The sequence below is a fragment of the Pseudomonas sp. DR48 genome (assembly GCF_019823085.1).
Classification (GTDB): domain Bacteria; phylum Pseudomonadota; class Gammaproteobacteria; order Pseudomonadales; family Pseudomonadaceae; genus Aquipseudomonas.
Genome location: NZ_CP081946.1, coordinates 124,081 through 147,782 on the forward strand (window position 1 = coordinate 124,081; position 23,702 = coordinate 147,782).

At 60.5% G+C, this 23,702-nt stretch carries 25 protein-coding genes; 5 read left to right on the forward strand and 20 right to left on the reverse strand.

Annotated features, from left to right (window positions below):
- Positions 1–132: 132 nt before the first annotated feature.
- Positions 133–1,023 carry an AraC family transcriptional regulator gene (locus K5K95_RS00505; protein WP_090186679.1) on the reverse strand — a complete coding sequence of 297 codons (891 nt, stop codon included), beginning with the start codon at positions 1,021–1,023 and terminating at the stop codon, positions 133–135.
- A gap of 191 nt (positions 1,024–1,214) precedes the next feature.
- Here K5K95_RS00505 and K5K95_RS00510 point away from each other — a divergent pair, with 191 nt between their 5' ends.
- A complete protein-coding gene (locus K5K95_RS00510; RefSeq protein WP_222587965.1) occupies positions 1,215–2,267 on the forward strand; it encodes an NAD(P)-dependent alcohol dehydrogenase in 1,053 nt (350 codons plus the stop codon).
- Here K5K95_RS00510 and K5K95_RS00515 read toward each other — a convergent pair.
- From K5K95_RS00515 to K5K95_RS00540, 6 genes are all read right to left on the reverse strand, one after another.
- Positions 2,264–3,067, reverse strand: coding sequence for an IclR family transcriptional regulator (locus tag K5K95_RS00515; RefSeq protein WP_090186684.1), 804 nt, complete (start codon positions 3,065–3,067; stop codon positions 2,264–2,266). The two genes, K5K95_RS00510 and K5K95_RS00515, sit on opposite strands and share 4 nt — an antisense overlap.
- Before the next feature lie 60 nt (positions 3,068–3,127).
- Entirely contained in the window at positions 3,128–4,438 is a 1,311-nt protein-coding gene (locus K5K95_RS00520; protein ID WP_222587966.1) for an MFS transporter, read from the reverse strand.
- 198 nt (positions 4,439–4,636) lie between these two features.
- Positions 4,637–5,785: a galactonate dehydratase gene (gene dgoD / locus K5K95_RS00525; RefSeq protein ID WP_090186690.1), complete on the reverse strand. Its 1,149-nt coding sequence runs from the start codon at positions 5,783–5,785 to the stop codon at positions 4,637–4,639.
- Between the two features lie 63 nt (positions 5,786–5,848).
- Positions 5,849–6,469 carry a 2-dehydro-3-deoxy-6-phosphogalactonate aldolase gene (locus tag K5K95_RS00530; protein ID WP_222587967.1) on the reverse strand — a complete coding sequence of 207 codons (621 nt, stop codon included), beginning with the start codon at positions 6,467–6,469 and terminating at the stop codon, positions 5,849–5,851.
- A 19-nt stretch (positions 6,470–6,488) separates the two neighbouring features.
- Positions 6,489–7,481: a 2-dehydro-3-deoxygalactonokinase gene (locus K5K95_RS00535; protein ID WP_222587968.1), complete on the reverse strand. Its 993-nt coding sequence runs from the start codon at positions 7,479–7,481 to the stop codon at positions 6,489–6,491.
- Positions 7,482–7,660: 179 nt separating this feature from the next.
- Positions 7,661–8,143, reverse strand: coding sequence for a GNAT family N-acetyltransferase (locus K5K95_RS00540; protein WP_090186699.1), 483 nt, complete (start codon positions 8,141–8,143; stop codon positions 7,661–7,663).
- 130 nt (positions 8,144–8,273) lie between these two features.
- Here K5K95_RS00540 and K5K95_RS00545 point away from each other — a divergent pair, with 130 nt between their 5' ends.
- From K5K95_RS00545 to K5K95_RS00560, 4 genes are all read left to right on the forward strand, one after another.
- Positions 8,274–8,927, forward strand: coding sequence for an HD domain-containing protein (locus K5K95_RS00545; protein WP_222587969.1), 654 nt, complete (start codon positions 8,274–8,276; stop codon positions 8,925–8,927).
- A 113-nt stretch (positions 8,928–9,040) separates the two neighbouring features.
- On the forward strand, positions 9,041–9,376 hold the full coding sequence (locus K5K95_RS00550; RefSeq protein WP_222587970.1) for a hypothetical protein: 336 nt from the start codon (positions 9,041–9,043) through the stop codon (positions 9,374–9,376).
- Between the two features lie 46 nt (positions 9,377–9,422).
- Positions 9,423–9,677, forward strand: a complete 255-nt coding sequence (locus K5K95_RS00555; RefSeq protein WP_222587971.1) for a hypothetical protein — start codon at positions 9,423–9,425, stop codon at positions 9,675–9,677.
- A 73-nt stretch (positions 9,678–9,750) separates the two neighbouring features.
- A complete protein-coding gene (locus K5K95_RS00560; protein WP_222587972.1) occupies positions 9,751–10,131 on the forward strand; it encodes a Rho termination factor N-terminal domain-containing protein in 381 nt (126 codons plus the stop codon).
- A gap of 131 nt (positions 10,132–10,262) precedes the next feature.
- On the opposite strand, the gene K5K95_RS00565 is transcribed toward K5K95_RS00560, so the two are convergent.
- The 13 genes from K5K95_RS00565 to K5K95_RS00625 all read right to left on the reverse strand — a co-directional run bounded on the left by K5K95_RS00565 (position 10,263) and on the right by K5K95_RS00625 (position 23,610).
- Entirely contained in the window at positions 10,263–11,192 is a 930-nt protein-coding gene (locus K5K95_RS00565) for a PfkB family carbohydrate kinase (protein ID WP_222587973.1), read from the reverse strand.
- Positions 11,185–12,651 (reverse strand): purine-cytosine permease family protein, encoded by a 1,467-nt coding sequence (locus K5K95_RS00570; protein WP_222587974.1) that lies wholly within the window; start codon positions 12,649–12,651, stop codon positions 11,185–11,187. The genes K5K95_RS00565 and K5K95_RS00570 overlap by 8 nt, the downstream gene beginning before the upstream one ends.
- A gap of 222 nt (positions 12,652–12,873) precedes the next feature.
- A complete protein-coding gene (locus K5K95_RS00575) occupies positions 12,874–13,872 on the reverse strand; it encodes an ADP-ribosylglycohydrolase family protein (protein WP_222587975.1) in 999 nt (332 codons plus the stop codon).
- Positions 13,869–14,582, reverse strand: coding sequence for a GntR family transcriptional regulator (locus K5K95_RS00580; protein WP_222587976.1), 714 nt, complete (start codon positions 14,580–14,582; stop codon positions 13,869–13,871). Before K5K95_RS00580 ends, K5K95_RS00575 begins: the two co-directional genes overlap by 4 nt.
- A 229-nt stretch (positions 14,583–14,811) precedes the next feature.
- Positions 14,812–15,780, reverse strand: coding sequence for an L-arabinose ABC transporter permease AraH (araH, locus tag K5K95_RS00585; protein WP_090186721.1), 969 nt, complete (start codon positions 15,778–15,780; stop codon positions 14,812–14,814).
- 9 nt (positions 15,781–15,789) lie between these two features.
- Complete coding sequence (araG, locus tag K5K95_RS00590) at positions 15,790–17,334, reverse strand: L-arabinose ABC transporter ATP-binding protein AraG (protein WP_222587977.1); 1,545 nt, start codon at positions 17,332–17,334, stop codon at positions 15,790–15,792.
- A 66-nt stretch (positions 17,335–17,400) separates the two neighbouring features.
- Positions 17,401–18,405, reverse strand: a complete 1,005-nt coding sequence (locus K5K95_RS00595; protein ID WP_090186726.1) for a substrate-binding domain-containing protein — start codon at positions 18,403–18,405, stop codon at positions 17,401–17,403.
- A 115-nt stretch (positions 18,406–18,520) separates the two neighbouring features.
- Positions 18,521–19,339 carry an SDR family oxidoreductase gene (locus tag K5K95_RS00600; protein WP_222587978.1) on the reverse strand — a complete coding sequence of 273 codons (819 nt, stop codon included), beginning with the start codon at positions 19,337–19,339 and terminating at the stop codon, positions 18,521–18,523.
- A gap of 196 nt (positions 19,340–19,535) precedes the next feature.
- Positions 19,536–20,411: an SMP-30/gluconolactonase/LRE family protein gene (locus K5K95_RS00605; RefSeq protein ID WP_222587979.1), complete on the reverse strand. Its 876-nt coding sequence runs from the start codon at positions 20,409–20,411 to the stop codon at positions 19,536–19,538.
- A gap of 126 nt (positions 20,412–20,537) precedes the next feature.
- Entirely contained in the window at positions 20,538–21,254 is a 717-nt protein-coding gene (locus K5K95_RS00610; RefSeq protein WP_222587980.1) for a FadR/GntR family transcriptional regulator, read from the reverse strand.
- Between the two features lie 110 nt (positions 21,255–21,364).
- Positions 21,365–21,925, reverse strand: a complete 561-nt coding sequence (locus tag K5K95_RS00615; protein WP_222587981.1) for a DUF1285 domain-containing protein — start codon at positions 21,923–21,925, stop codon at positions 21,365–21,367.
- Between the two features lie 15 nt (positions 21,926–21,940).
- A complete protein-coding gene (locus K5K95_RS00620; protein WP_222587982.1) occupies positions 21,941–22,546 on the reverse strand; it encodes a DUF4823 domain-containing protein in 606 nt (201 codons plus the stop codon).
- 95 nt (positions 22,547–22,641) lie between these two features.
- Positions 22,642–23,610: a GTP 3',8-cyclase MoaA gene (locus K5K95_RS00625; RefSeq protein WP_222587983.1), complete on the reverse strand. Its 969-nt coding sequence runs from the start codon at positions 23,608–23,610 to the stop codon at positions 22,642–22,644.
- Between the last annotated feature and the right edge of the window lie 92 nt (positions 23,611–23,702).

Consider the following 23,702-nt stretch of genomic DNA (forward strand, 5'->3'; position numbering starts at 1 on the left):
CACGATTCAAACCCAACCCAAAACCAAAGTGGGAGCGGGCTTGCTCGCGAAGACGGTATGTCAGTCGACTCAAATCGTGACTGATACAACGCCTTCGCGAGCAAGCCCGCTCCCACAGGGATCTGCGAAAAATCAGGCAGCCCGCTCATCTCCTGGATTGCGCTCGAAGTAACGCTTGTACTCGCGACTGAACTGCGACGTGCTCTGGTACCCCACCCGATGCGCCGCTTGCGCCACCCCCAGGCCTTCGGCGAGCAACAATTGCTGCGCCTTGAGCAAGCGCAAGCGCTTCAAGTACTGCACCGGCGACAACAAGGTGCTGCGTTTGAAATGCTCATGGAAGGTCGACGCACTCATGTTCGCGCAACTGGCCAGCGTCTCGACGTTCAGCGGCTCGGTGTAATGCCCGTGCAGATGGTTGAGCGAGGCCGCAATCCGGGCGAACTGACCCTGCTGCTCCACCAGTGCCCGCAATACATCCGCTTGCGGACCGCGTAACGCGACGAACAATAATTCGCGCAATCGCGCCGGCCCCATGATCTGGCATTCCTGCGGATCGTGCAGACAACGCAACAACCGCTCCACGCAACCGCGCATGTCATCGTCGAGCACGGCCGAGGCCATCGACTCTGGCGTTTGCGCAGCGATATTGCGCCCCGGCGCCAATCCCATGGCCAACACCAACTCACCGAGCAAGACCCGATCAATGGCAATCGAAACCCCGAGCATCGGCCCGTCCGGCGCTGAAAACGTTTCGCACTCGAAAGGCACCGGCAATGCCTGGATCAGATAATGCCCGGCGCCATATTCCAGGGTTCGCGGCCCCAGGTACGCCAGTTTGCTGCCCTGGGCAATGATCACCAGGCTCGGCTCGTAGATCTGTGGACCACGGGCCACATCACAACTGGCGCGCAAAACCTGCACGCCCGGCAATGCCGTAGGGGCAAAGCCGTCGCGGGTGGTCAGCGGTTGGATCAACGAAACCAGGGTGGCATTGGCGTCGAGATGACGGGTCAACAACATGGGAGCTCTTCACCAAAAAAGTCGCGGGAAATGGGATGAAAGCATCATCGCAGGTCTGAACGCCAATGCACCCCATCAAAGGCTGATGCCGGAGGATTAGGCATGACACCCGGAGGAATCGCCATGGCCGGTGGCCGGCACGGCGCCCAAAATGCGTCGCCTCACCTGTCACTGCTTTTGCGAGGTTCCTCATGTACACCGCTATCGGATACGCCGCCCAGTCGGCCACCACTCCCCTCGCCCCCGTAAAATTCGAACGCCGCAGCCCTCGTGCTGACGACGTTGCCATCGACATTCTTTACTGCGGCGTCTGCCATTCCGACATCCATCAGGCCCGCAACGAGTGGGGTATTGCCGTTTATCCGCTGATGCCTGGCCACGAGATCGTAGGCAAAGTTACCGCCGTTGGTGCGAATGTCACCCGGCACAAAATCGGCGATCTGGTCGGCGTTGGCTGCATGGTCGATTCTTGCCGCAGTTGCGAGGCCTGCCAGTCGAACCTGGAGCAATACTGCCTCGAAGGTCCGACCATGACCTACGCCACCCCGGATCGGGTCGATGGCAGCAACACCATGGGCGGATACTCCGACAGCATCGTGGTCAGCGAACACTTTGTGGTGCGCATCCCGGAAAAACTCGACCTGGCCAGCGCCGCGCCGATCCTTTGCGCCGGCATCACCACCTACTCGCCGCTCAAGCATTACGGCGTGAAAGCGGGCGATAAGGTCGGGATTCTCGGCATGGGCGGCCTCGGCCACATGGGCATCAAGTTCGCCAAGGCGATGGGCGCCGAAGTCACCCTGTTCACCCGCTCGGCGAGCAAGGCTGAAGAAGGTCGTCGCCAAGGCGCTGACCACGTGATCGTGTCCACCGATGCCGAGCAGATGAAAGCCGCTGCCGGGCACTTCAACTTCCTGCTGGACACCATTCCGGTGCAACACGACCTCAACCCCTACCTCGATACCCTGCGTTTCGACGGCGTGCACATTCTGGTGGGCTTGATCGAACCGATCGATCCACCGGTCCATGCCGCCAAACTGGTATTGGGTCGTCGCGTACTCGCCGGCTCGTTGATCGGTGGCGTTGCCGAAACCCAGGAAGTGCTGGATTTCTGCGCCGAACACAACATCACCTGCGACATCGAAATGCTCGACATCCATCAGATCAACGAAGCGTTCACCCGCATGATTGCCGGTGACGTGAAGTACCGCTTCGTGATCGATATGGCGACGCTGAAAGCTTAAACCTTAGCGCCAAGCTCCGCCGAGAGCCGGGCTGTGACCCCTTTGATCAGGGGAATCAGCTCGGCCATTTTTTCCAGCGGCATGTACGGCACGGTGCTGGCGATGCTGATGCCGGCGACGATGCGCTTGCTGGCATCGCGGATCGGTGCCGCGACACAGCGGATCGACGGTTCGTTGTCTTCGAGGTCGAAGGCGTAACCGCCCGCGACATACTCGATCATGCGCTGCTGAAACTGCTCCCAGGACTGCTCCGGGTGCTGCGGCCAAAACTGATTTTTCCCACCCGCCGGCAGACTGACTTCGTACAGTCTTTTCCATTCTTCCTGCGTGTCATCGAGCATCAGTGCCTTGCCGATCCCGGTACGCGCCAACGGCATGCGATGGCCGACCCGCGAGCGCATTTCCGGGCCATTGCGCCCCGGATTCTTGTGCAGGTACAGCACCTCGTCGCCTTCACGTATCGCCAGGTGAATAGTGTCGCCGGTCAACGCCGACAACTCATCCAGATAGGGCCCCGCCAACGTCACCAACGGCAGTTCTTCGCGCGCCTGAAAACCCAGTTCGATCAGCTTCGGCCCCAGCAGATATCCGACTTGCGGCACCACGCGCAGGTAGCGCTCGTCCACCAGGCAACTGGCCAGACGATGAGTGGTGCTGCGTGTCGTGCCGATCAACCGGGCGATCTCTTTGAGGTCGCGGGCGCCACTGGCCACGGCCTGAACCACACCCAAACCGCGAAGCAGTGTCTGGGTGCCGGTCGGCGCGGCGTCCTTGGCGATTTTTGGGGCGTCTTCCTGCATATCCAGCCTTTACCGTTGAGCGAGTGAACGGGCGGCATTATGGTCGCCCGACGGCGATCACTACAACTTGATACGCTCGACTTTACCGACCAGCAAGATGTAGGAAAGTGCGCCAATCAACGCCAGAACCGAGATGTAGGTGATCGCCGGAGCAAACGAATCACCAGTGGCGAGGAAACCGATGACAATCGGCGTGGTAATCGCCGCCAGGTTGCCGATGAAATTGAACACCCCGCCGGTCAATCCAAGCAGACGCGCCGGAGCCAGCGTGGACACCAGTGACCAGGTGATCGAGGCCAGGCCATTACCGAAGAACGCCAACGCGAGGAAGGCAATCACCAGTGGTGTTGACTCGACGAAGTTGGCGCCGATGATCGACGTGGAAATCAACAGACCGCCAATGATTGGCAATTTGCGGGCGAAGCCTACCGTGTAACCGCGACGGATCAGGAAGTCGGAGAAGAAACCGGAGCACAACACGCCGACAAAGGCCGCGAGAAACGGTAGCGACGCCAGCAGGCCGGACTTGATGAAATCCATGCCGCGGTATTTCACCAGGTAGGTCGGGAACCATGTCAGGAAAAACCACAGCGTCGAATTGAGACAGAACTGGCCGAGGTAGATGCCCCACAACTTGCGCTGGGTCAGCACGATGCCGAGATCGGTCCAGCTGAATTTGGCCTTGACCTTGGCTTGCTCGGCCTGGATATCCACCAGCCCGCCACCTTCGCGGATCAGGTCGATTTCGGCGTCGTTGGCGCCTTTGAAATCCCGTGGCTCGCGATAAACCGCGTACCAGATCACCGCCCAGAGAATGCCGACGACGCCGGTGCTGACGAACACCATGTGCCAGCCAAATTCATGCTGCAGCCAGGCAAGCACCGGCGTCAGAAACGCCAGCCCGACGAATTGCCCGGAGGTGTAGAAACCGATGGCCGTAGCGCGTTCGCGCTCGGGGAACCAGGTGGTGACCACGCGGCTGTTGATCGGATACGCCGGCGCTTCGAGGGCGCCGACCGCCATGCGCAACACGAACAGCGCAATGAAGCTGGCGGCGAAGCCGAGCATGACCGTGGCGATCGACCACAGCAGCAAGGCAACGCTGTAGAGAATGCGCGGCGGCACCCGGTCGACCAGCCAGCCACCGGGAATCTGCATGGCGGCGTAGGTCCAGCCGAATGCCGAGAAAATCAGCCCGACATGGATCGGGTCGATCCCCAGTTCGCTGGTCAGTGCCGGGGCGGCGATGGACAGGTTGCTGCGGTCCAGGTAGTTGATCACCACGGTGATGAACAGCAGGACCATGATGAAAAAACGCTTGCGACTGGGCGTCACCAACGACGCCTGCCCTGCGAGGGTTTGCGGTTGCATGAGGGATGCCTCTTCTTATGTTTATTGAGGTCGAATTGAAATCAGCAGTTGCCGAAGATCTCCGTTTCCATGGAGATCAAACTGTGGGAGCCAGCCTGCTGGCGATAGCGGTGTGTCAGGCACCATGAATGCTGGATGTGCCGACCAAATCGCCAGCAGGCTGGCTCCCACAAGGGTTTGCGGTGGGTCAGGAAGCACTCACCACTCGGCGAAGCTGCCGTCGGCATGGCGCCAGATCGGGTTGCGCCAGCGGTGGCCGACCGCCGCACGTTCGATCACGTACTCCTCGTTGATCTCAATGCCCAGGCCTGGGCCATTCGGGATCTTCACGAAGCCTTTGTCATAGTCGAACACCCGCGGATCTTTCACGTAATCCAACAGGTCGTTGCTCTCGTTGTAGTGAATGCCCAGGCTCTGCTCCTGGATGAACGCGTTGTAGCAAACCGCGTCCAGTTGCAGGCACGCCGCCAGCGCAATCGGGCCCAGCGGGCAATGCAGCGCCAGTGCCACGTCGTAGGCTTCGGCCATGTTGGCAATCTTGCGGGTTTCGGTGATGCCGCCGGCGTGCGACGCGTCCGGCTGGATGATGTCGACGTAACCTTCGCTGAGCACGCGCTTGAAATCCCAGCGCGAGAACAAACGCTCGCCGAGGGCAATCGGGGTGCTGGTCAGCGGCGCCAGTTCCTTCAGCGCTTCATAGTTTTCGCTGAGCACCGGCTCTTCGATGAACATCAATTTGTATGGATCGAGTTCCTTCATCAGGACCTTGGCCATGGGCTTGTGCACCCGGCCATGGAAGTCCACGCCGATGCCGACGTTCGGGCCGACCGCGTCACGCACGGCGGCGACGTTGGCCAGGGCCAGGTCGACTTTCTCGAAGGAATCGAGGAATTGCAGCTCTTCGGTGCCATTCATTTTCACGGCGGTGAAACCACGCTCGACCGCCTCTTTCGCTGCACGAGCGGTGTCCGCCGGGCGGTCGCCGCCGATCCATGAATAGACGCGAATCTTGTCCCGCACCTGACCGCCGAGCAGATCGCTGACAGACACACCCAGGGCCTTGCCCTTGATGTCCCACAACGCTTGGTCGATGCCGGCCAGCGCGCTCATGTGGATCGCTCCGCCGCGGTAGAAGCCGCCGCGATAGAGCACGGTCCAGATGTCTTCGATGTTGCGCGGGTCTTTGCCGATCAGGTAGTCGGACAATTCTTCAACGGCCGCCGCCACGGTGTGCGCGCGGCCTTCGACCACGGGCTCGCCCCAACCGGTCACGCCCTCGTCTGTTTCTATCTTGAGGAAGCACCAGCGCGGCGGAACGATGAAGGTGGTGAGTTTGGTGATTTTCATCTGTGCTCTCTTTTTGTAGATGCAGCTCTTATTAGATGCAGCGCGCTCGGCGCCAAAAAAGTCTTAACGCAGAGCGTTCCATGCAGCGACATACGCCTTGGCGTTCACTGCCACTTCTTGCGGGGTCATGCCCGGTTTGAACAACCCGGAACCGAGGCCGAAACCTTTGACGCCCGCGTCGATAAACACCTGCATGTTGTCCGGTGTAATCCCGCCGACCGGCGCCAGAACGGTTCCGGCCGGCAGCACCGCGAGCCAGGCCTTGACCACGGCCGGGCCCATTTGCTCGGCCGGGAACATCTTCAGCACGTCCGCGCCTTCGGCCAGTGCGGCAAAGGCTTCGGTCGGCGTGGCAACGCCCGGCGACAGGAACAGACCCGCCGCTTTCGCCGCGCGCAGCACCTTGGGATCGCTGTGCGGCATGACGATCACTTGGCCGCCCGCCGCTTTCACTTGCTCGACCTGCTCCGGCGTCAGCACCGTGCCCGCGCCGATCAGGCAATCGGCGGGCAACGTGCTACGCAGGATGCGAATGCTGTCGTACGGCTCGGGCGAATTGAGCGGCACTTCGATGACGCGAAATCCGGCGGCGTAAAGGACTTCGCCAATGGCGGCCGCTTCTTGCGGGCGCAGGCCACGCAGGATCGCGATCAGACCGTTTTGCGCCAGTGCTTGCTTGAGCATGTCAGACCTCCAGTCAGGTTTAACGGGATGGGGTTGAAGTGATCAGTCCGGCGGCCACCGCCAACTGCCACAAGCCGCGCTCGGTGGCGTTTTCCGCCAGCGTCACGTGGGCAAAACCGCAGGCGTCGAGGGCCCGGCGATAGCGGGCACAGAGTTGGGCATTACCGATAAGGATGACTGAGGGCAAAGATGCGCCGTTGCGTCGACGTCGCTGAACGTTGGCCAGCGCTGACAGCTCATGGCCGATCAGCAGCCCGGACAAATAATCCGGTTGCGCAGTGGCACTCAGTTCGCCGGTCAGTCCGAGGCTGCGCGCACTGAAGAGTGTCGACAACGGACCGATCTCGCCGTCCACCGACAGGGCCACCTGCACGCCACGATCAAACGCTTTGCCATCAAAGGACGCGCCGCGTTGCTGGGTGCGCCCCAGAATGCTGTGCTCGCTGAGCACGGCGAAGATCTCGCCGGTCATGAAGGTGTCGAAATGCACGATGCAACCGTCGGCCACTTCCACCCATTTCGAATGACTGCCCGGCAAGCCGATCAACAGGTCAGCGCCCTGCTCGACCGGCAGATTCTGCAGGACACCCAGCACTTGGGTTTCTTCACCGCGCATCACATTCGGCAAGCGCGAACGCTGAATCACGCCCGGCACGATGTGCACATCGACACCGCGAAGACTGCGAACCGATTGCAGGGAGTTACCGAGATGGGCGACGTTCGCCGGCGTGTCGCGGTAGGCCGCTTCGCGCCAGCCCTGCGCGCTGCCGACCATGCCGCAGGCGATCACGGGTAAATCAGGTTGAGCGTCGAGCCAGTCACCGCAAGCCTCATCGAAGGCCAGTTCAAAACCGTCGGTGCATTCCTGGCCGTTGATGATTCGCGGAGTCCGCGGCAGCTGCATGATCCCGGACGACAGCGAACGCTGTTCCAGCACCTGGCCACCCGCGGCGAGTTTGTAAGCACGTAATGAGGTTGTCCCCCAATCGAGCGCGATCAATTGCGCCAGCATCGCTTCACCTGTTTTGTTTATTGGCAGTGAGTGAGCTGGACTATAAACCCGGACGCCTTGAAATCTCAATATATAAATATCACTCCCATATTATGGGATGAGAGCAAAAAAAATCGCAGCCTTGGTCAGCGCCTACACCTGGATGTAAAAGCTGCCAAAGGCTGCGATCGCTCAGGGAATCAGTTGCCCTCGGCGAACTCGCGCAACACCGCCCCGTCCATCCGATACCGAACCCACTCTTCCTGCGGCTGCGCGCCCAACGACTTGTAAAACTCGATGGCCGGTTTGTTCCAGTCCAGCACGCTCCATTCAAACCGCCCGCAGTCATTGGCGCAGGCGATTTTGGCAAGGTGGCGCAGCAAGGTTTTGCCGGCGCCGCCACCGCGCTGTTCGGGGGTGATGTAGAGGTCTTCGAGGTACAGGCAGTTGCTGCCCAGCCAAGTGGAGTAGCTGAAGAAGAACACGGCGAAGCCGATTGGCAAGCCGTCGCGCAGGCAGATCAGGCCGTGGGCGGTGGCGCCTTCGCTGAACAGGCTGCGCTCGATGTCGGCAACACTGGCGATAACTTCGTGGCGGGCACGTTCGTAGTCGGCCAGTTCAGTGATGAACCCGAGGATTTGCGGTGCATCGCTGGGGGTCGCCGGGCGGATCTCGATCGTCATGGACGTGCCTTCGTCATAGGTTGAAAACGCCATACTAAGTCGGCGCGAGGGACTCGTCACACTGGAAATGCAAAGCTGATCCATGGAGCATGTGTCGTTGCCAGAAACGCTTTCACTTAACAGGATGTTTATGACCACTGATGCTTTCGCGCCGCTGCAAACCCTCGCAGCGCAACTGCTGCCCCACGCACTGGAGCCTTCGGAGGATGGCGCGCACGATTTGTCCCATCTGCAGCGGGTGTGGCACAACGTGCGCACGCTTCATGCTGAAGAAGCGGGCGACCTTGATGTGTTGCTGGCGGCAGTGCTACTGCACGATTGCGTGGCGGTGGAGAAGAACTCGCCATTGCGCTCGCAGGCGTCACGACTGGCCGCCGAGAAAGCGTCTGCCGTGTTGGCCGACCTGGATTGGCCCAGCGCAAAAATCAACGCAGTGACCCACGCGATCGAAGCTCACAGCTTCAGCGCCAACATCGCCCCTCTCACGCTCGAAGCGAAAATCATGCAGGACGCCGACCGGCTCGATTCCCTCGGCATGCTCGGTGTTGCGCGCACATTCTACGTTGCCGGGCGCATGGGCAGCGCGCTGTACGATCCGCAAGACCCGCAAGCGAAGGCGCGGGATTACGATGACAAGCGTTTTTGCCTGGATCACTTTCAGACCAAGCTCTTGCATCTGGCGGACGGTTTCCAGACGACCACTGGCCAGCGCCTGGCGCGCATCCGGCATGATCGGTTGAAAGACTTCATGGAGTTGTTCGAGGAAGAAATCGGCATCGTCTGAATCCAATACTCCGGCCAGCAAAAGGCCCGGACCGTTCGTCGTTCATCAGGCACCAAATTAAATCGAGGGTGGACCAACATCAGGTAAGGACTCTTATTAAATGGAGACGAACCATGATCACATTCCGCTTGACTGCCCTCGCACTCGCCACGCTGCTGTCCTCTGCCGCCTTCGCCGCGACCACCTCGGGGACCGGCCCGACCGACCCGGTCGATAGCCATAAATCCCCGGCGCCCCAAAGCTCGCCCGGCCTGAACATCAACGGCACGGGTGTCGACAGCGGCCTGCCTCCCTCCACGGGCACGGACCCGCGGACTCAAGGCAACGACGCGGGCCGTCAAGGTGGAATGAATCAGCCCGATACCCAAACGCCCGACAACGCCGGCAGCGGCATCGGCTCGAAAACCACCACTGGTGGTTCGGGCTCCGAGGGCGGTGCCAGCCAATAGTTCGCCGATGCGAGTTGCACCTATCCACATCCATGAAGAGGTAAGCATGAACGTCGATAAAAACCTGGAAAAAGAAGTCCTGACCCGCCTACTGCACGCCCATCCTGGTGGCTTGGGCAAGGAGGTCCTGGACAATTACCGGGGGGAGAAAGTCGTGGCCAGTACCCTCGCCACTTTGCAGGACCGTGGACTGATCCAGCACGGGCACGTGACGTGCAACGAGGCAGGCGAGCACTCGCTGAACCTGCCGATCAAACTCAGCGCCGCCGGGGTAGAAGCGGCGCGCAAGCTGGACGCTTAACACCCTGAATCAAGTCGCCGTCTTAAGCGGCGGCGACTGTTTGACAGACTCTACAAGCAGCAGGAGAAATCCCATGCCTCGTGGAAGCAAAGACAAATACACCGCCGAGCAGAAACGCAAGGCAGAACACATCGAAGACAGCTACGAGAAAAAAGGTGTCCCCAAGGATGAGGCCGAAGCTCGCGCCTGGGCGACCGTGAACAAGCAGTCCGGTGGCGGCGAGCGTAAAGGCGGTTCCGGACGCAAGAAACCGGCGAGCGCCAAGTCCGAAGATCGCAAGGAATCATCGCGCCGAGCGGTGGCCAGTCGCGAAGGTCATCCGCGCAACAGCAAGGCTTCGCGGGACACGCAGACCGTCGACAGTTTGAGGAAAGAAGCCTCGGCCAAGAATATTCCGGGACGTTCGGGCATGCGCAAGCAGGAGCTGATCGAGGCGTTGCGCAAGGCTGGATAAATCCAGGATCTCTACTGAATTTGATGGCCCCATCGCGGGCAAGCCCGCTCCCACAGGGATCCGTGTTGGCCACCAATTTGTGGCTAGACTCAGATCCTTGTGGGAGCGGGCTTGCTCGCGATGGCGTCAGTTTAAACGCAGGAAGTCTGACTGATTAATGCATCCACCTCAGCGACCCCAGGCGAAGTCGCCGGCCCCCAACGAGTCACCGCCAGCGCCGCTGCGGCATTGGCCCGCCTGGCCGCCTCGCCTGCCGACAAACCTTGCGCCAGACCGGCGATAAACACGCCGGCATGCGCATCGCCGGCGCCATTGCTGTCCACCGCCTCGACCTTGAAACCCGGCACATGCTGACGGTCGCCACGCTGACTGATCCAGCACCCTTGCGGCCCATCGCGAACCACCATCAGCACATCGGCCGGCAGATGCTCGGTCAGCCCGTCCAGCGCCTCGGCAATGTCCATCGCCCCGGTGAACCGCAGCGCTTCGACACTGTTGCTGGTCCACAGATCAATGCGCGGCAACAACGCCTGCATCAACGGCGCCTCCGGAGATTCCACCAATGGCCCCGGATCGAACACCACGTTGACTGTGCGTGGCAATGCCAGCACCCAATCCACCAGCGCCTGGGCCTTGCCGCTGTGCAACAGGCTGTAGCCGCTGACGTAAACGTAGTCGCCCGCCTCGACCGCCACGCTAGCCAGATCCTGCGCCGTCAACTCACCCTCGGCACCGATATAGGAAATGAAACTGCGCTCGGCCGACGCGTCGGTCACGGCAACGCACAATCCCGTATCCCGTTCGGCTTTGTGCGCGATGCCGATCCAAATGCCTTCGGCCTGCATTGCTTCCCGGGCCAGATCGCCGAAACGACCGGTGCCGTGACGTCCGAGGTAAACCACCGGCAAGCCATTACGCTGAGCGGCGGCCATCACGTTGAAGCCACCGCCGGCTTCGAAACTGGCGGACTGCGCCAACACATCGCCGCCCGGTTGAGGCAGTTTATCGACGGCCATGACCAGGTCGATGATGACCTGGCCGGTGTGCAACATCTTAGGCATGAGCATTCTCGGTTATTGCGGCGCGACGATCCTTCGCCCCGCCGAGAACGAAATAAATCCCGCCGGCCACCAGGAACGTCACGATCCAGCCGAGGCCGTTATGGCCCAGCCACGAGTCGGACAGGAAGCCCCGGAACCAGATAGTCTGCTCAGTGGTGCCGATGGTGGTGAAGCTGAAACCCAGAACGATCGCCAGCGCCCACGCACCGAACGCGCGCCACTCGATGCCGCCGTTGTACCAGTAGGCGCTGCTCGGGCTGACGTCCAGCAGGTCTTTGGGGCTGTAGTAATGACGGTGAATCAGGTCGACCACAAAGATCCCGACCCACGCCGTGATCGGCACCGCCAACAGGGAAATGAAGGTAATGAACGGGCCGTAGAAGCTGTCGGCAATCAGCATGAAGTAGATCGAACCGGCGAAGATCGCCACGATGTCGACCACCACGGCGTAGACGCGCTTGACCTTGAGGCCGAGGGTCAGCGTGGTCAAACCGGCGGAATACACCGACAGGTTATTCGACAGCAGAAGCCCGCCGAACGCCGTGATCAGATACGGCACGGCCATCCAGGTCGGCAACATGTCGCGGATCGCAATGATCGGGTCAGTGGCCGAGGCCAGGTCGTTGTTGCCTACCGACAGCAAGCCGCCGAGGGTGATCAGCAACACCAGTGGAATCCCCGCACCAAACGCCGCCGAAGCCACCAGACGCACGGCTTTGACGCTGCGGTGCTGATAGCGTGACATGTCGGCGCCGGCGTTGGCCCAGCCGATCCCGGTGCCCGCGGCCATGGTGCCGACGCCGATGATCATTGCGCTCAACGGCGCAGGCGTGGCGTTGAACACCGCGCTCCAGTCGATGGTGGCGCAGAGAAAGCCGCCGACCAGAATGTTCAGCGCGCCGAACACGTAGGTAGCCCACTTCTGGATCAACAACAACGTGGCGTGACCGAGGCCGGACACCGACAAAGTCAGCAGGACGAAAATCGCGATGAAGATCAGGGTCAGCACAGGAGCGCTTTTGGCTTCCACCGGTGAGCCGAACAGGATCGAACACAGCGACAGCAACACAAAAGCGGCCGTGGTGGTGTTGACGGTTTCCCAACCCAGGCGCGACATCAGCGAAACCAGGGTCGGGCCGATATTGCCACGCACGCCAAAGATCGCTCGCGACAGCGTCAGGCTCGGGGCGCGACCACGGCGACCGGCAATGGAAATGATCCCGACCACCGCAAAGGAACCGGCGGCGCCGAGGATCGCGACAATGATCGCCTGCCAGATCGCCAAACCGCGAAACGCCACCAGCGTAGCGCCCAGTGGCAGCCCGAGGATGGAAATGTTGGCGGCAAACCAGACCCAGAACAGCTGCAGCGGATGACCGTTGCACTCCGCTTCGGGCACCGGCTCGATGCCACGGGTTTCCAGTTGCCCGGCACTTGGCCCGGCGTTCGATGAACTCATGTGAAATGCTCCTGTTGCCTTTGTTGTGGTTGTGGGCAATGACGGAAGACGAAACTACATGCCGGCCGTCCTGGCCGTATTCGTGCGTTCCATTGCGGGTTTATCAAATTAAATGGCGGTGCGGCCATCGCGGGCAAGCCCGCTCCCACAGGTAGGGCGTGTACCAGAGGCTTGCACAATAACCTTGTGGGAGCGGGCTTGCCCGCGATGGCGTCGGCCCAGTCAACGCAGGGCGAGAAGTCCTTGCACCAATGGTTCCAGTTGAAGATCGTTCACGGATTTAACCGTGTCGATCATCGCTACCGGCCAACTCTCAAGACCCAGGCAGGCCCCGAGCATTGCGCCGAGAACCGCCGCGATGGTGTCGGTGTCGCCGCCCAGGCTGGCGGCCATGCACAACGCTTCGAAGGCGTTCATTTCGCCGATGGCCACGTGTTGCGCCAGGGCGAATGCGACCACCACCGATTCCTGCGATGCTACCGACGTGCCGATCACGTCGTACAGCAAATCCGCCAGTAACTCTTTGTCACTGTCGACGCTGATGGTTCGTGCCCAACTGATGCGCGAGGCGATCCTGCCGCCTGCCACCCAGTGACCGTGGCTCTCGGCTTGCTGCGCTATTTGTTGGCCGAGGTTCAATGCCTCGCCCAAATCCATGCCATTGATTCCGGCCGAGACCACCGCCGCCACCGCCGCTGCACTGGAAATGCCCAGCGTGGTGTTGTGGGTGACCTGGCAGGCTTGCACCACGGCCCTGATGAAGCGTTCAGGGTTGGCGACATCTGCCGCAATCCCCACCGGCGTGATGCGCATCGCCGCGCCATTGGTGGTGCCATAGCGCCCGGCCTCTTCCGGCGAGTACCCGTCGAGGATCATCTCGATCGCGCGCTTGGTCGACGGCCCGAGCAAGTCCTGCGAGCCTTTGGCTTGCATCGCGGCTTCCCATTCGATCAGTCGTTGCGCGAGCATGGCCGGTTCGATCCAGCCCTTGCCTTCAATCAACAATCGACCGACCAGAATCGCCTGCTCGGTGTCGTCGGTGATCGAGCCTTTAGGCATGTTGGCAGCGATCGGTTGATCGGGGCCAGCGTCTTGCAAGTCAGTGATTTCGCCGAAGCGCGCCTTGATTTCGGCACGGCTCAGGGATTGAGTCGGCATGCCCAGCGCGTCACCCAGGGCGAGTCCGTAGAACGCGCCAAGCGCACGGTTGAGCGCGGTCATTTCGACTCACCAAATTGCAGGTGCAGACGGAAATGCACCGGGTCGAGCAGGCTTTCAACCTGTTCCATGAAGCGGTTTTGCCGGTCGTACGTGGTGCGCAAGGCTTTGAGAAAGACGGTGCCTTCGGGACGTCCGAGCAACTCGGCGTCTTCGGCATTCAAGGGTTCGGCGCCGATCCATTGATCGCCGCGCTCGCCGATGTAGCCGTAAGCGGCCAGGGTGATGGTCAGGGAATTGTCGATCAGGCCGACACGCGGCAGGCTTTCCAGGCCTCCGGTGGCGGGCATCAATGAGCGTTCGAGGGAGACCAGTTTGCCGTCAGTCGAACGGCGGCGTCGGTCGAGGGTAATGAATTGGTCGGTGCCAAAGCGTGGCAGCAAGTCAGGACGCGTCACCGCCTCCAGCCGCAGCACTTCGGTATTGATCAGCGCGCCGCTGTCGGCCAGCGCCTGGGCCCAACCGCTGCGTTGGTCGAGCACCACTCCGTCGAAGGTGACAATAGAACCGACTCCACTTTGCGTGGCGATGTATTTGCGCCTTTTCAGTTCGGCCAGGGCTTCGCGCAGCGTGCCGCGGCTGACTTTGAATTCTTGAGCCAATTGATGCTCGCCCGGCAACAGAAAGCCGTCTTCCATGAGGCCGCTTTCGATGCGCCGAATGAGTTCGTCGACCACCCGTTGTTTCTTGTCAAATCGTACCTGTCTAATCATGTACAAAGTGATAACCGAAACGGGGTCTGGCGAGCAAGGAAAATTTAAGGTAAGTGACAGAAGGGATAGAGCCAATAGTGACTGCAACGCGGACTAATGTGGGAGCGGGCTTGCTCGCGAAGGCGTCAGGACATCCAACATCCAGATGTCAGATAGACCGCTTTCGCGAGCAAGCCCGCTCCCACATTCGATCTCATGCACATACAGTATTTGTGCAGGGCCAAATTGCTCAGCGTTGTTTGAGGCGGTCGATCACGACGGCCAGCAGCAGGATCGAACCGCGAATCACGTACTGATAGAACGTATCGATATTCTTCAGGTTCATCGCGTTCTCGATAATCGCCAGAATCAACACCCCGGCAATCACATGCCGAATCATGCCGATCCCGCCGCTCAGCGACACCCCGCCCAGCACGCAAGCAGAGATCACCGTCAGCTCGAAACCCTGGCCGATCATCGGCTGACCGGACGTCATGCGCGACGCGAGGATTACCCCGGCCAACGCACCAATCAAGCCGTGCACGGCAAAGATAATGATCTTGGTGCGGTCAACGTTGACCCCGGCCAGCAGTGCCGCTTCCTGGTTGCCGCCGATGGCCATGGTGTTGCGGCCGTAGGTGGTGTAGTTCAGCAACCAGCCGAAAAACAGGAAGCACACGATGGTGATCAGGATCGGTACGGGCACGCCAAACAACTGGCCGTTACCAAAGACGAAGAACGATTCCTGGGACACGCCCACTGCTTTGCCGTTGGCAAAAATGTAAGCCAGACCCCGCACGATCTGCATGGTCGCCAGCGTTGTAATCAACGCGTTGACCCGCAGCTTGGCGATCACGATCCCGTTGATCAGCCCGACAATCAGGCCCATCAACAGCGCCGCGCTCACACCGAGGAACACACTGTCGGTGTCACGCATGACCACCGCCGCGACCACACCGGCACAGGCAATCACCGAGCCCACCGACAAGTCGAAATGCCCGGACGCCAGGCAATACAACATGGTGCAGGCCGCGATCCCGGTGGTCGAAATCGCCAGGCCCAGACCGCGCATGTTCAGCGGCGAGAGGAAGTTGTCGATCAGCAAGGTGCAGGCTACAAAGATCCCGACGGCCGCCAGCAGCATCACCCAGTCATCGAGAAAGCGCCGCAGGTCCAGAGGTTTTCGCTGGGTGGGCAGAGCGTTGTTTTGAATTGTCATAGTCACCTCTCAGTTCGCCACGCCGTCAGCGCGTTGGCGCGGCAAAGCCAGTTGCAGCAGGTTGGATTCATTGGCCTCTGCGCGAGACAGTTCGCCGCGCATCGCGCCTTCGCAGAGCACCAGGATGCGGTCGGAAATGCCCATCACTTCCATCAGGTCGCTGGACACCACGATCACCGCGATGCCGCTGGCGGCCAGGTTATGGATGATCTGGTAAATCTCGGCCTTGGCACCGATGTCGATACCGCGAGTCGGCTCGTCCAGCAGCAGGACTTTCATCGGCATCGACAGCCAGCGACCGAGAATGGCCTTCTGCTGATTGCCGCCGGACAGGTACATGATTTTCTGTTCGGCGCTCGGCGTCTTCACCTTCAACGCCTTGATATGTTTGTCGGCATTGCCCTTCTCCCACAGGCCGCGCAACAGGCAACCGAAAGTGGAATGCGCACCGCGTGCACTGATGTTGATGTTCTCGGCGACGCTGGCGAGCGGGATGATGCCCTCCTTCTTGCGGTCCTCGGGGCACAGCAGAATGCCGGCCGCGATGGCATCGCGGGGGGAACGCAGTTTCACTTCATGACCGCGAAGCTCCAGGCGTCCAGCGGTATTGCGCGTCAGCCCGCTGAGCATCCGGAACAACTCGGTACGCCCCGCGCCGACCAGGCCGAACAGCCCGAGAATCTCGCCCTTGTGCACCTCGAAACTCACCGGTTCGCGCAACCCCGGCCCGAGCAAACCGTCAACCTTGAGCGCCACCGCGCCGCGTTGGCGGCTGCGGTAATCGTAGATGTCCTGGATGTCGCGACCGACCATGCACGTCACCAACTGATCGTGGGTCAGTTCGCTCATGTTCTCGAACGTGCGCACGTAGCGACCGTCCTTGAACACCGTCACCGCATTGCAGATGCGGAACACTTCTTCCATGCGATGGGAAACGTAGAGCACCACTTTGCCTTCGTCGCGCAGGCGCCCGATGATTGCCATCAAGCGATCGATCTCGCGCGCCGACAGGCTGCTGGTGGGTTCGTCGAACGCAATGACGTGCGCACCACGGGACAACGCCTTGGCGATTTCCACTAACTGCCGCTGGCCTAGGGACAGGCGCCCGACTTTCTCTTGCGGATCGATTTCATCGGCCAGGCCCTTAAGGCAGGCCAGTGCTTGCTGGCGCAGCGCGCCGCGATTGATCAGGCCGAAACTGGCCGGCAAGTGCCCCAGGAAAAGGTTCTCCGCCACGCTCATTTCCGGGACCAGATGCAGCTCCTGATGGATCACCGCGACGCCGCTGCCAATGCTGTCGGCGGTGGACTTGAAGGCCATCGTCTGTTCGCCGATCTGCAGGTCGCCGCTGCTGGGCGTGTAGGCACCGCCGAGGATTTTCAGCAGCGTGGATTTACCGGCACCGTTCTCGCCCATCAGGGCGTGAACCTGGCCCGGATGGGCAACGAAACTGATGCCGTCCAGCGCCTTCACTCCGGGAAAGGTCTTGCCGATTCCGTTGAAACGCAGGCTGCCGCCGACGCTGTGCTCGTGTGTCTGTACTTGCGCGTGCATAAAACCACCTCATCACACAGATCAGGCAGCCCTGTGACCAGGGCCGCCGATGAAATCAACCGAGCCTCAGTTCCACAGGCCGATCTTTTCCAGCTCCTGCTTGAAGTTTTCGCGAGTGATCAGTGTCACGTCGTCCATCGCGGTGTATTTCGGCGGTTCTTTGCCGGTGGTGACCCACTCGAACATCATGTTGGCCGTGTTGTAGCCTTCGATATGCGGGCTTGGCAGCATCGAGCCGAAGAAGCCGCTGTTGGCTTTCTTCAATTCGCCGATGGCGTCGGTGCCGTTGATGCCGATGCCGATCACGTTGGCGGCTGTAAAGCCGGCGCTTTCGGTGGCGCGCACGCCGCCCAGCACGGTGTTGTCGTTCATGCCGCCGATGATCAGGTTTTTCGCCCCGCTCGGCAGTTTCACCAGCGCCGAGTTGGTGGCGTCCATGCTACCTGGCACGTCGAGGGTTTTCTGTGCGGTAAAGAGGATGTGGTCTTTTGGAAAACCGGCGTCTTGCAGTGCCTTGGCGGAACCGTCGGTGCGTTTCTTGCCAGTGTCGAGTTCATTGAAGGTGTTGATCACCGCGTAGGTTTCTTTCCAGTCCCAGCCGCGTTTTTTCGCTTCGGTGGCCATGGCGCTGCCTTGTTTCTCGCCGACCTCAAACGCGGCCATGCCGAGATAAGGCACGTCTTCCATGAACTTGCCGCTGGCATCGACAAACCGGTCATCGACCGCGATCACTTTCAAACCGTTGGCCTTGGCCTTGGCCACAATAGCCGGGCCGAGGCCGACGTCTGGCGGGCAAATCACAAAACCTTTCGCGCCGTTTGCGGCCAGGCTGTCAATGGCCGAGAGGGTTTTCTCGCCGTCAGGCACGGCGATCTTGATGACGGTGAAGCCTTTGTCTTTCCCGGCCTTTTCGGCAAACGCCCATTCGGTCTGGAACCAGGGCTCTTCGGCCTGCTTGACCAGGAAACCGATCTTCACTTCCTCTGCCGCCAGCAACGTACTGCTCAAGCTGACCGCAGTGACCGCCAAAGCGGCACAGCACAGGGAACGGATCCCACGACGACGATTCATAAGCTGACTCCTTGTTATTTTTTTTGAGGCGTTATTTGAAAGCCGGTACAGCAAATAGTCATATCGTATGATGATTGGATTTCAGACGGAGTTCCGCGCCTGAAACCTGTTGTATTCAGTCGTGGTACATCACCGAACGCCCACCATCGATGGTGATGCACGAGGCGTTGATGAACGGCGCTTCATCGCTGGCCAGGAACACGGCGGTCATCGCCACTTCCATCGGCTGCCCGATGCGGCGCGGCGGATGCAGGTCGAAGGCCCGTTGACGTTCGGCGTGTGGGTCGGCAAAGCCGTTCCAGTAATCGACGTTCAACTGGGTTTCGATGTAGCCCGGTGCAATCGCGTTGACGCGAATGCCCTTCGGCGCATATTCGATGCCCAGCGCGCGGGTCAGGCCAAGCAAACCGTGCTTGGCCACCGGGTAGGGAAAGCAGCCTGGAATGATGTGGCTGGAGTGCGTCGAGGCAACATTGATGATGCTACCGATACCCTGCTCGATCATTTGCGGCAACACCGCTTTGCAACCGTACCAGGCGCCATCAAGGTCGATGGCGAAGCAGCGATGCCAGTCCTCTTCGGTCATTTCCAGTGGATCGCGGAACACGTTGACCCCGGCGCAATTGACCAGCACATCGATCCGGCCGTGGAGTTCGATCGCCAGCCGGGCCATGGCATGCAGGTCTTGCTGGCGTGACACGTCGGCTTTGACGGCGACCACATCCGCGCCTTGCTCACGCCAATGCGCGGCAACTTTCTCGACTTTTTCAGCCTGAATATCGCTGATCACCAGCTTGGCCTGTTGCGACGCAAAAGTGGCAACGATGGCCTCGCCAATGCCCTGTGCCGCGCCGGTCAGCAGCACGACCTTGTTTTTCAGGCGCTCGCCCTTGGGCGGCTCTGGCGCCGGCGGCAAGGAGAGAGGCTCAGCCATGGTTCAGCGCTCCTTTTTGCAGGCACGACAAAAACCGGGCATCTGTCGATGACCGGCCAAAAGGCTTTTTGGAAAATCGCTGCATCACTTCACCTGTTTTGTTTTTTTAAGTGTGAGTGCGTGTAACTGATGGCCGACTATAAACCCGACCGCCAAATAATCTCAATATATAATTTTACATCCCATATTTTGGGATTCACCCAGCGAATCGAGTACAGGGTTTTCCGGCCACATCGACGCGCATCGACAGCAACGCGCCATCCAGCGGATGGTTCAGCGGGCTGGCGGCGCTGGTGATGTACAGGGTTTTCAGGTCGTCGCCGCCAAACACGCAACTGGTCGGACGGCTGACCGGCAGCTCGATCACACGGTCGACATGCCCGCTCGGGCTCAGCCTGAGCAGACAACTACCGTCCCAGCGGGCGTTCCAGATGAAACCCTCGGCATCCATCGCCGAACCATCCGGGCCGCCACGCGCATGGGGGCCAAACCAGACGTACGCGGCGTCCAGGTTGCCGTCGGTGTGAATGAAATGCTGGTACAACGTGCCGTCGAGGCTGTCGCCGAAATACAGCATCGTTGCGTCATCGCTCCACAGCAACGTGTTGGGAATACCCAACCCACGCAGCAGCGGCGTGACCCGGGCATCGCGGTCAATGCGAAACAAACCACCGCTGCGCCGCTCGATCGGCAGGTCTTCGCCCTGCTCGCCGATGTTGTTTTGCATGGTGCCGAGCCAGAGCCGACCCAGGGGATCGCAGCGCGCTTCGTTGCCTCGATTGCCGGGTTGTGGGTCGGCGACGCAGAACAAGGTCAGGCGCGGCTCAAGTCCCGGCGAATCCAGATCGAGTCGATAGACTCCGCTGCTCAACGTCACCAGCGCATCGCCGCTTTCGCAGGGAATGAACGCGGACACGTGCTCTGGCATCTGCCAGATCTGCACGTTGGCACCGATCAGCCGTAGCGCCTGCTGACCGGCGATGTCCACCCAGTACAACGCTTGCGTCGGCGCATCCCAGAACGGGGCTTCGCCCAGTTGCGCACGGTGTCCAGTAACCGCATTCCACGTCATGAAGCCTCCTGCTTTTGTTTTTATGTGGGAGCGGGCTTGCTCGCGAAAGCGGTGTATCCATGACATCAATGTCGGATATGCCGACGCCTTCGCGAGCAAGCCCGCTCCCACAAGGGGTCTGTGTATTTAGCTGGCTTTTTTGTCGGCCATGACTTTCGGGTAGAAACGTTTGATCGCCAGGTCGGCGTTATCGATCAGCGTCATGCACGCCCAGACACCGCGCGCGGAATCCCGGGCGGCGATGGCGTCGGCCATGTCTTTGTGAATGGGCAGCGTGCGACGCAGCTCGTCCGGGTCAGCCGCGGACACTTCAAACGACACGGCCAGGAGCGCGCCGAGGGCCGGGACCATTTGCTCGATGAATTGATTGTGGCTGGCAGCGAGGATGCATTCGTGGAAGAACTGGTCGGCGCGGTTGTAATCGACGCCGCTGTCGACGGCTCGCTCCAGCGCGTTATAGGCCTGAAGCACGGCTTGCACCTGTTCGACGGTTGCCCGTTCACAGGCCCAGCGCACCGCCATCGGTTCGATGGTGCGGCGCAGGTCGAGCAAGTCGTCAACGAAATTTTCCGGCAAGCCGCTGCGTGACAGCCAGCCCACGACTTGCGGATCAAAGAGATTCCAGCGCCGCACCGGCAACACCCGCGTCCCGACCTTCGGCCCGACTTCGAGCATGCCTTTGGCGACCAGGGTCTTGATGGCTTCGCGAATGACCGTGCGGCTGACGCCGAGTTGTTCGCCGAGATCGGCTTCAACCTTGATGGTTTCGCCGGGCTTGACCTGGCCGGCGGCTATCCAGCAACCCAGCCAATCGACGGTCGACGCATGAAAACTGCTGGACATGGGCACCTCGATGCAGGAACGGCACAAAGCCGTTCGCGATAGGAGCCCACGCTAATCATCATACGATTGGGTGTCAATTTGATTTTTGAACAAAATCGAACTGGGAGCGATTACGGTTCTAGACCGATCTTGAAGAATTCGCCGCCGCTCCACACCCCGAGCCAGCGTTGTCCGTCGATGTCGCGGCTCACCGCCAGCTCCACCAGTTGGTAGAACACATTGCGATGGATCAGCGCTTCGAGGTTGGTGCGCACATGCACATACGGCGCGGGCTCTTGCGTGACCGGATCGATGACCACACGAATCGGGTGGTCGGCGCCAGCTTCGGCAACCTCGTCGACGTTGGTCGTGAAGCGCAGAACCTGGGCTTCGCCCTCGCCCTCCACTTCCAGGGTAACCGCCACAAACGGCGCGTCATCAACCTTGATGCCCACTTTCTCGACCGGGGTGATCAGAAAATAATCATCGCCGTCGCGGCGAATGATGGTGGAGAACAGCTTGACCATCGGCTTGCGCCCGATCGGCGTACCCAGGTAATACCAGGTGCCGTCGCGGGCAATGCGCATGTCGATGTCGCCGCAAAAGTCGGGGTTCCACAAGTGAACCGGCGGCAAGCCTTTGGTTTTGGGGATTTGCCCCAACAAGTCGTTGGCTTTTTGCGGGCCACTCATGGCGTTCTCCTTGAATTACTGGTCGCTGAGCCCGATCAGGCCGCGCGCGTATTGCGCCAGCGGCGGGCCAATCAGGTCTTCTGGCTTGTTGTCGTGGAACGTCAGTAAACCGCCACGACTCTTGATGCGTGCAGTATCAATCAAATACTGGGTGCTGGTCTCGATCAACATGATCTGAATCACCCCGCTGTCGATGCCCAGGCGATCCACGTATTCCTGATCGAGCCATTCATCGGAGTTGCCAATCCGGTCGTCGGCCTTGGCGAATCGGGTGTAGAGCAGATAATGAGCACCGGCGGCACGGGCTTCGCCCATGGCTTGGTCGAGTCCTTCGGGGGCACGGGCGCGGCGCACCATCGGGAAGTATTCGATAAAGCCATTGAAGGCTTCTTCAGCGACTACGTTGGGCCGCGGGTAGGCACTGCCTGGCGGCGCGAACGCACCCTGGGCGATGTAGATGAACGAATCCGGCTGAATGCGCAGGTTATTGGCCCGGTGATTGTCGCTGTGATCCAACAGCCCTGCATCGCTCATGTGGTAGCGAGTCCCTTCAGCCATGTCGCTGACATTCATGCAGCCACCAAGCGCCAAAACGGCCAGCAGCAAAACCAGGCTACGCATCCTACCCTCCAGAGGCCGGTGACGGAAAACCGGCGAATGGCCATGGGATGCAGCTTCCGCGCCAGCTCAAGCGTATGGGGGCCACACAGGACGCATCAGCCGCCGATGATCTTCATGATGGTCGCGCCGCCAGAGAACGCCACTTCCTGTTTGTCGCCCAAGGCTTTGACCAGAAGGCGCTGCAACGCCGGCAATGCCTGGTGACGCGGCTTGTCCAGCAGGTCACCGACATAGTGACGGTTGCTCGAGGAAAGACAGCCGTGCAACCAGCCCGTGGACGACAGGCGCAGCCGTGAGCAGGTGCGGCAGAAGGGAACGCTTTCGTTGGCGATGACGCCGAAGTGCCCAAGCCCTGGAATTTCGTAACGCACGGCAGTGGCGTCCACAGGGGCGTCGGCTTGCAGGTATTCGTAGCGCTCACCAATCAGGCTCAGCAACTGCTGAAGGCTGACGAACTGTTGCAGAAAGGCGTTGTTATCGCTGGCCAGGTGACCCATGCGCATCAGTTCGATGAAGCGCAGCTCATAGCCCCGCTCAAGGCAATAATCGAGCAACGGCATGACCTGATCGAGATTTTGGCCTCGCAACGGCACCATGTTGACCTTGATTTTCAGGCCGGCGGCCTTGGCCTGGTCCATACCGTCGAGCACGGTCGCCAGATCGCCGCCACGGGCAATGCTGCGAAAGGCGCTGGCATCCAGGGTATCGAGGGAAACGTTGATGCGGCGGATGCCGGCATCCACCAGCAAGGGCAGCTTTTTCGCCAACAGCTGACCATTGGTGGTCAGGCTGATGTCTTCCAGGCCCATCTTGCCGACAGCCGTCATGAAGGATTCGAGTTTGGGGCTGACCAGTGGTTCGCCACCAGTAATGCGCAAACGCTCGATGCCGGCGGCTTCGATCAGATAAGCCACGCCGCGCGCCATGGCCTCGGCCGACAATTCATCCTGCGCAGCCACCAGGCGCTTGCCATTGGGCACGCAATAGGTACACGCGTAATTGCAGGCTGAAGTCAGACTGATCCGCAGATTGCGAAAACGCCTGCCTTGACGGTCAACGATCATGGATCACTCCGGCAAAAGGAATTTGAACGCACAAAACTTGACTCACAAATCAAGTTTTAGCAAGTCCTATGCCTGAGTATATTCCTGAGGTA

What these genes read in the sequence shown, in the direction of transcription:
- K5K95_RS00505 (WP_090186679.1), bottom strand. Translation starts at nt 1,023, where the DNA reads ATGTTGTTGACCCGTCATCTCGACGCCAATGCCACCCTGGTTTCGTTG.
- K5K95_RS00510 (WP_222587965.1), top strand. Translation starts at nt 1,215, where the DNA reads ATGTACACCGCTATCGGATACGCCGCCCAGTCGGCCACCACTCCCCTC.
- K5K95_RS00515 (WP_090186684.1), bottom strand. Translation starts at nt 3,067, where the DNA reads ATGCAGGAAGACGCCCCAAAAATCGCCAAGGACGCCGCGCCGACCGGC.
- K5K95_RS00520 (WP_222587966.1), bottom strand. Translation starts at nt 4,438, where the DNA reads ATGCAACCGCAAACCCTCGCAGGGCAGGCGTCGTTGGTGACGCCCAGT.
- dgoD (WP_090186690.1), bottom strand. Translation starts at nt 5,785, where the DNA reads ATGAAAATCACCAAACTCACCACCTTCATCGTTCCGCCGCGCTGGTGC.
- K5K95_RS00530 (WP_222587967.1), bottom strand. Translation starts at nt 6,469, where the DNA reads ATGCTCAAGCAAGCACTGGCGCAAAACGGTCTGATCGCGATCCTGCGT.
- K5K95_RS00535 (WP_222587968.1), bottom strand. Translation starts at nt 7,481, where the DNA reads ATGCTGGCGCAATTGATCGCGCTCGATTGGGGGACAACCTCATTACGT.
- K5K95_RS00540 (WP_090186699.1), bottom strand. Translation starts at nt 8,143, where the DNA reads ATGACGATCGAGATCCGCCCGGCGACCCCCAGCGATGCACCGCAAATC.
- K5K95_RS00545 (WP_222587969.1), top strand. Translation starts at nt 8,274, where the DNA reads ATGACCACTGATGCTTTCGCGCCGCTGCAAACCCTCGCAGCGCAACTG.
- K5K95_RS00550 (WP_222587970.1), top strand. Translation starts at nt 9,041, where the DNA reads ATGATCACATTCCGCTTGACTGCCCTCGCACTCGCCACGCTGCTGTCC.
- K5K95_RS00555 (WP_222587971.1), top strand. Translation starts at nt 9,423, where the DNA reads ATGAACGTCGATAAAAACCTGGAAAAAGAAGTCCTGACCCGCCTACTG.
- K5K95_RS00560 (WP_222587972.1), top strand. Translation starts at nt 9,751, where the DNA reads ATGCCTCGTGGAAGCAAAGACAAATACACCGCCGAGCAGAAACGCAAG.
- K5K95_RS00565 (WP_222587973.1), bottom strand. Translation starts at nt 11,192, where the DNA reads ATGCCTAAGATGTTGCACACCGGCCAGGTCATCATCGACCTGGTCATG.
- K5K95_RS00570 (WP_222587974.1), bottom strand. Translation starts at nt 12,651, where the DNA reads ATGAGTTCATCGAACGCCGGGCCAAGTGCCGGGCAACTGGAAACCCGT.
- K5K95_RS00575 (WP_222587975.1), bottom strand. Translation starts at nt 13,872, where the DNA reads ATGACCGCGCTCAACCGTGCGCTTGGCGCGTTCTACGGACTCGCCCTG.
- K5K95_RS00580 (WP_222587976.1), bottom strand. Translation starts at nt 14,582, where the DNA reads ATGATTAGACAGGTACGATTTGACAAGAAACAACGGGTGGTCGACGAA.
- araH (WP_090186721.1), bottom strand. Translation starts at nt 15,780, where the DNA reads ATGACAATTCAAAACAACGCTCTGCCCACCCAGCGAAAACCTCTGGAC.
- araG (WP_222587977.1), bottom strand. Translation starts at nt 17,334, where the DNA reads ATGCACGCGCAAGTACAGACACACGAGCACAGCGTCGGCGGCAGCCTG.
- K5K95_RS00595 (WP_090186726.1), bottom strand. Translation starts at nt 18,405, where the DNA reads ATGAATCGTCGTCGTGGGATCCGTTCCCTGTGCTGTGCCGCTTTGGCG.
- K5K95_RS00600 (WP_222587978.1), bottom strand. Translation starts at nt 19,339, where the DNA reads ATGGCTGAGCCTCTCTCCTTGCCGCCGGCGCCAGAGCCGCCCAAGGGC.
- K5K95_RS00605 (WP_222587979.1), bottom strand. Translation starts at nt 20,411, where the DNA reads ATGACGTGGAATGCGGTTACTGGACACCGTGCGCAACTGGGCGAAGCC.
- K5K95_RS00610 (WP_222587980.1), bottom strand. Translation starts at nt 21,254, where the DNA reads ATGTCCAGCAGTTTTCATGCGTCGACCGTCGATTGGCTGGGTTGCTGG.
- K5K95_RS00615 (WP_222587981.1), bottom strand. Translation starts at nt 21,925, where the DNA reads ATGAGTGGCCCGCAAAAAGCCAACGACTTGTTGGGGCAAATCCCCAAA.
- K5K95_RS00620 (WP_222587982.1), bottom strand. Translation starts at nt 22,546, where the DNA reads ATGCGTAGCCTGGTTTTGCTGCTGGCCGTTTTGGCGCTTGGTGGCTGC.
- K5K95_RS00625 (WP_222587983.1), bottom strand. Translation starts at nt 23,610, where the DNA reads ATGATCGTTGACCGTCAAGGCAGGCGTTTTCGCAATCTGCGGATCAGT.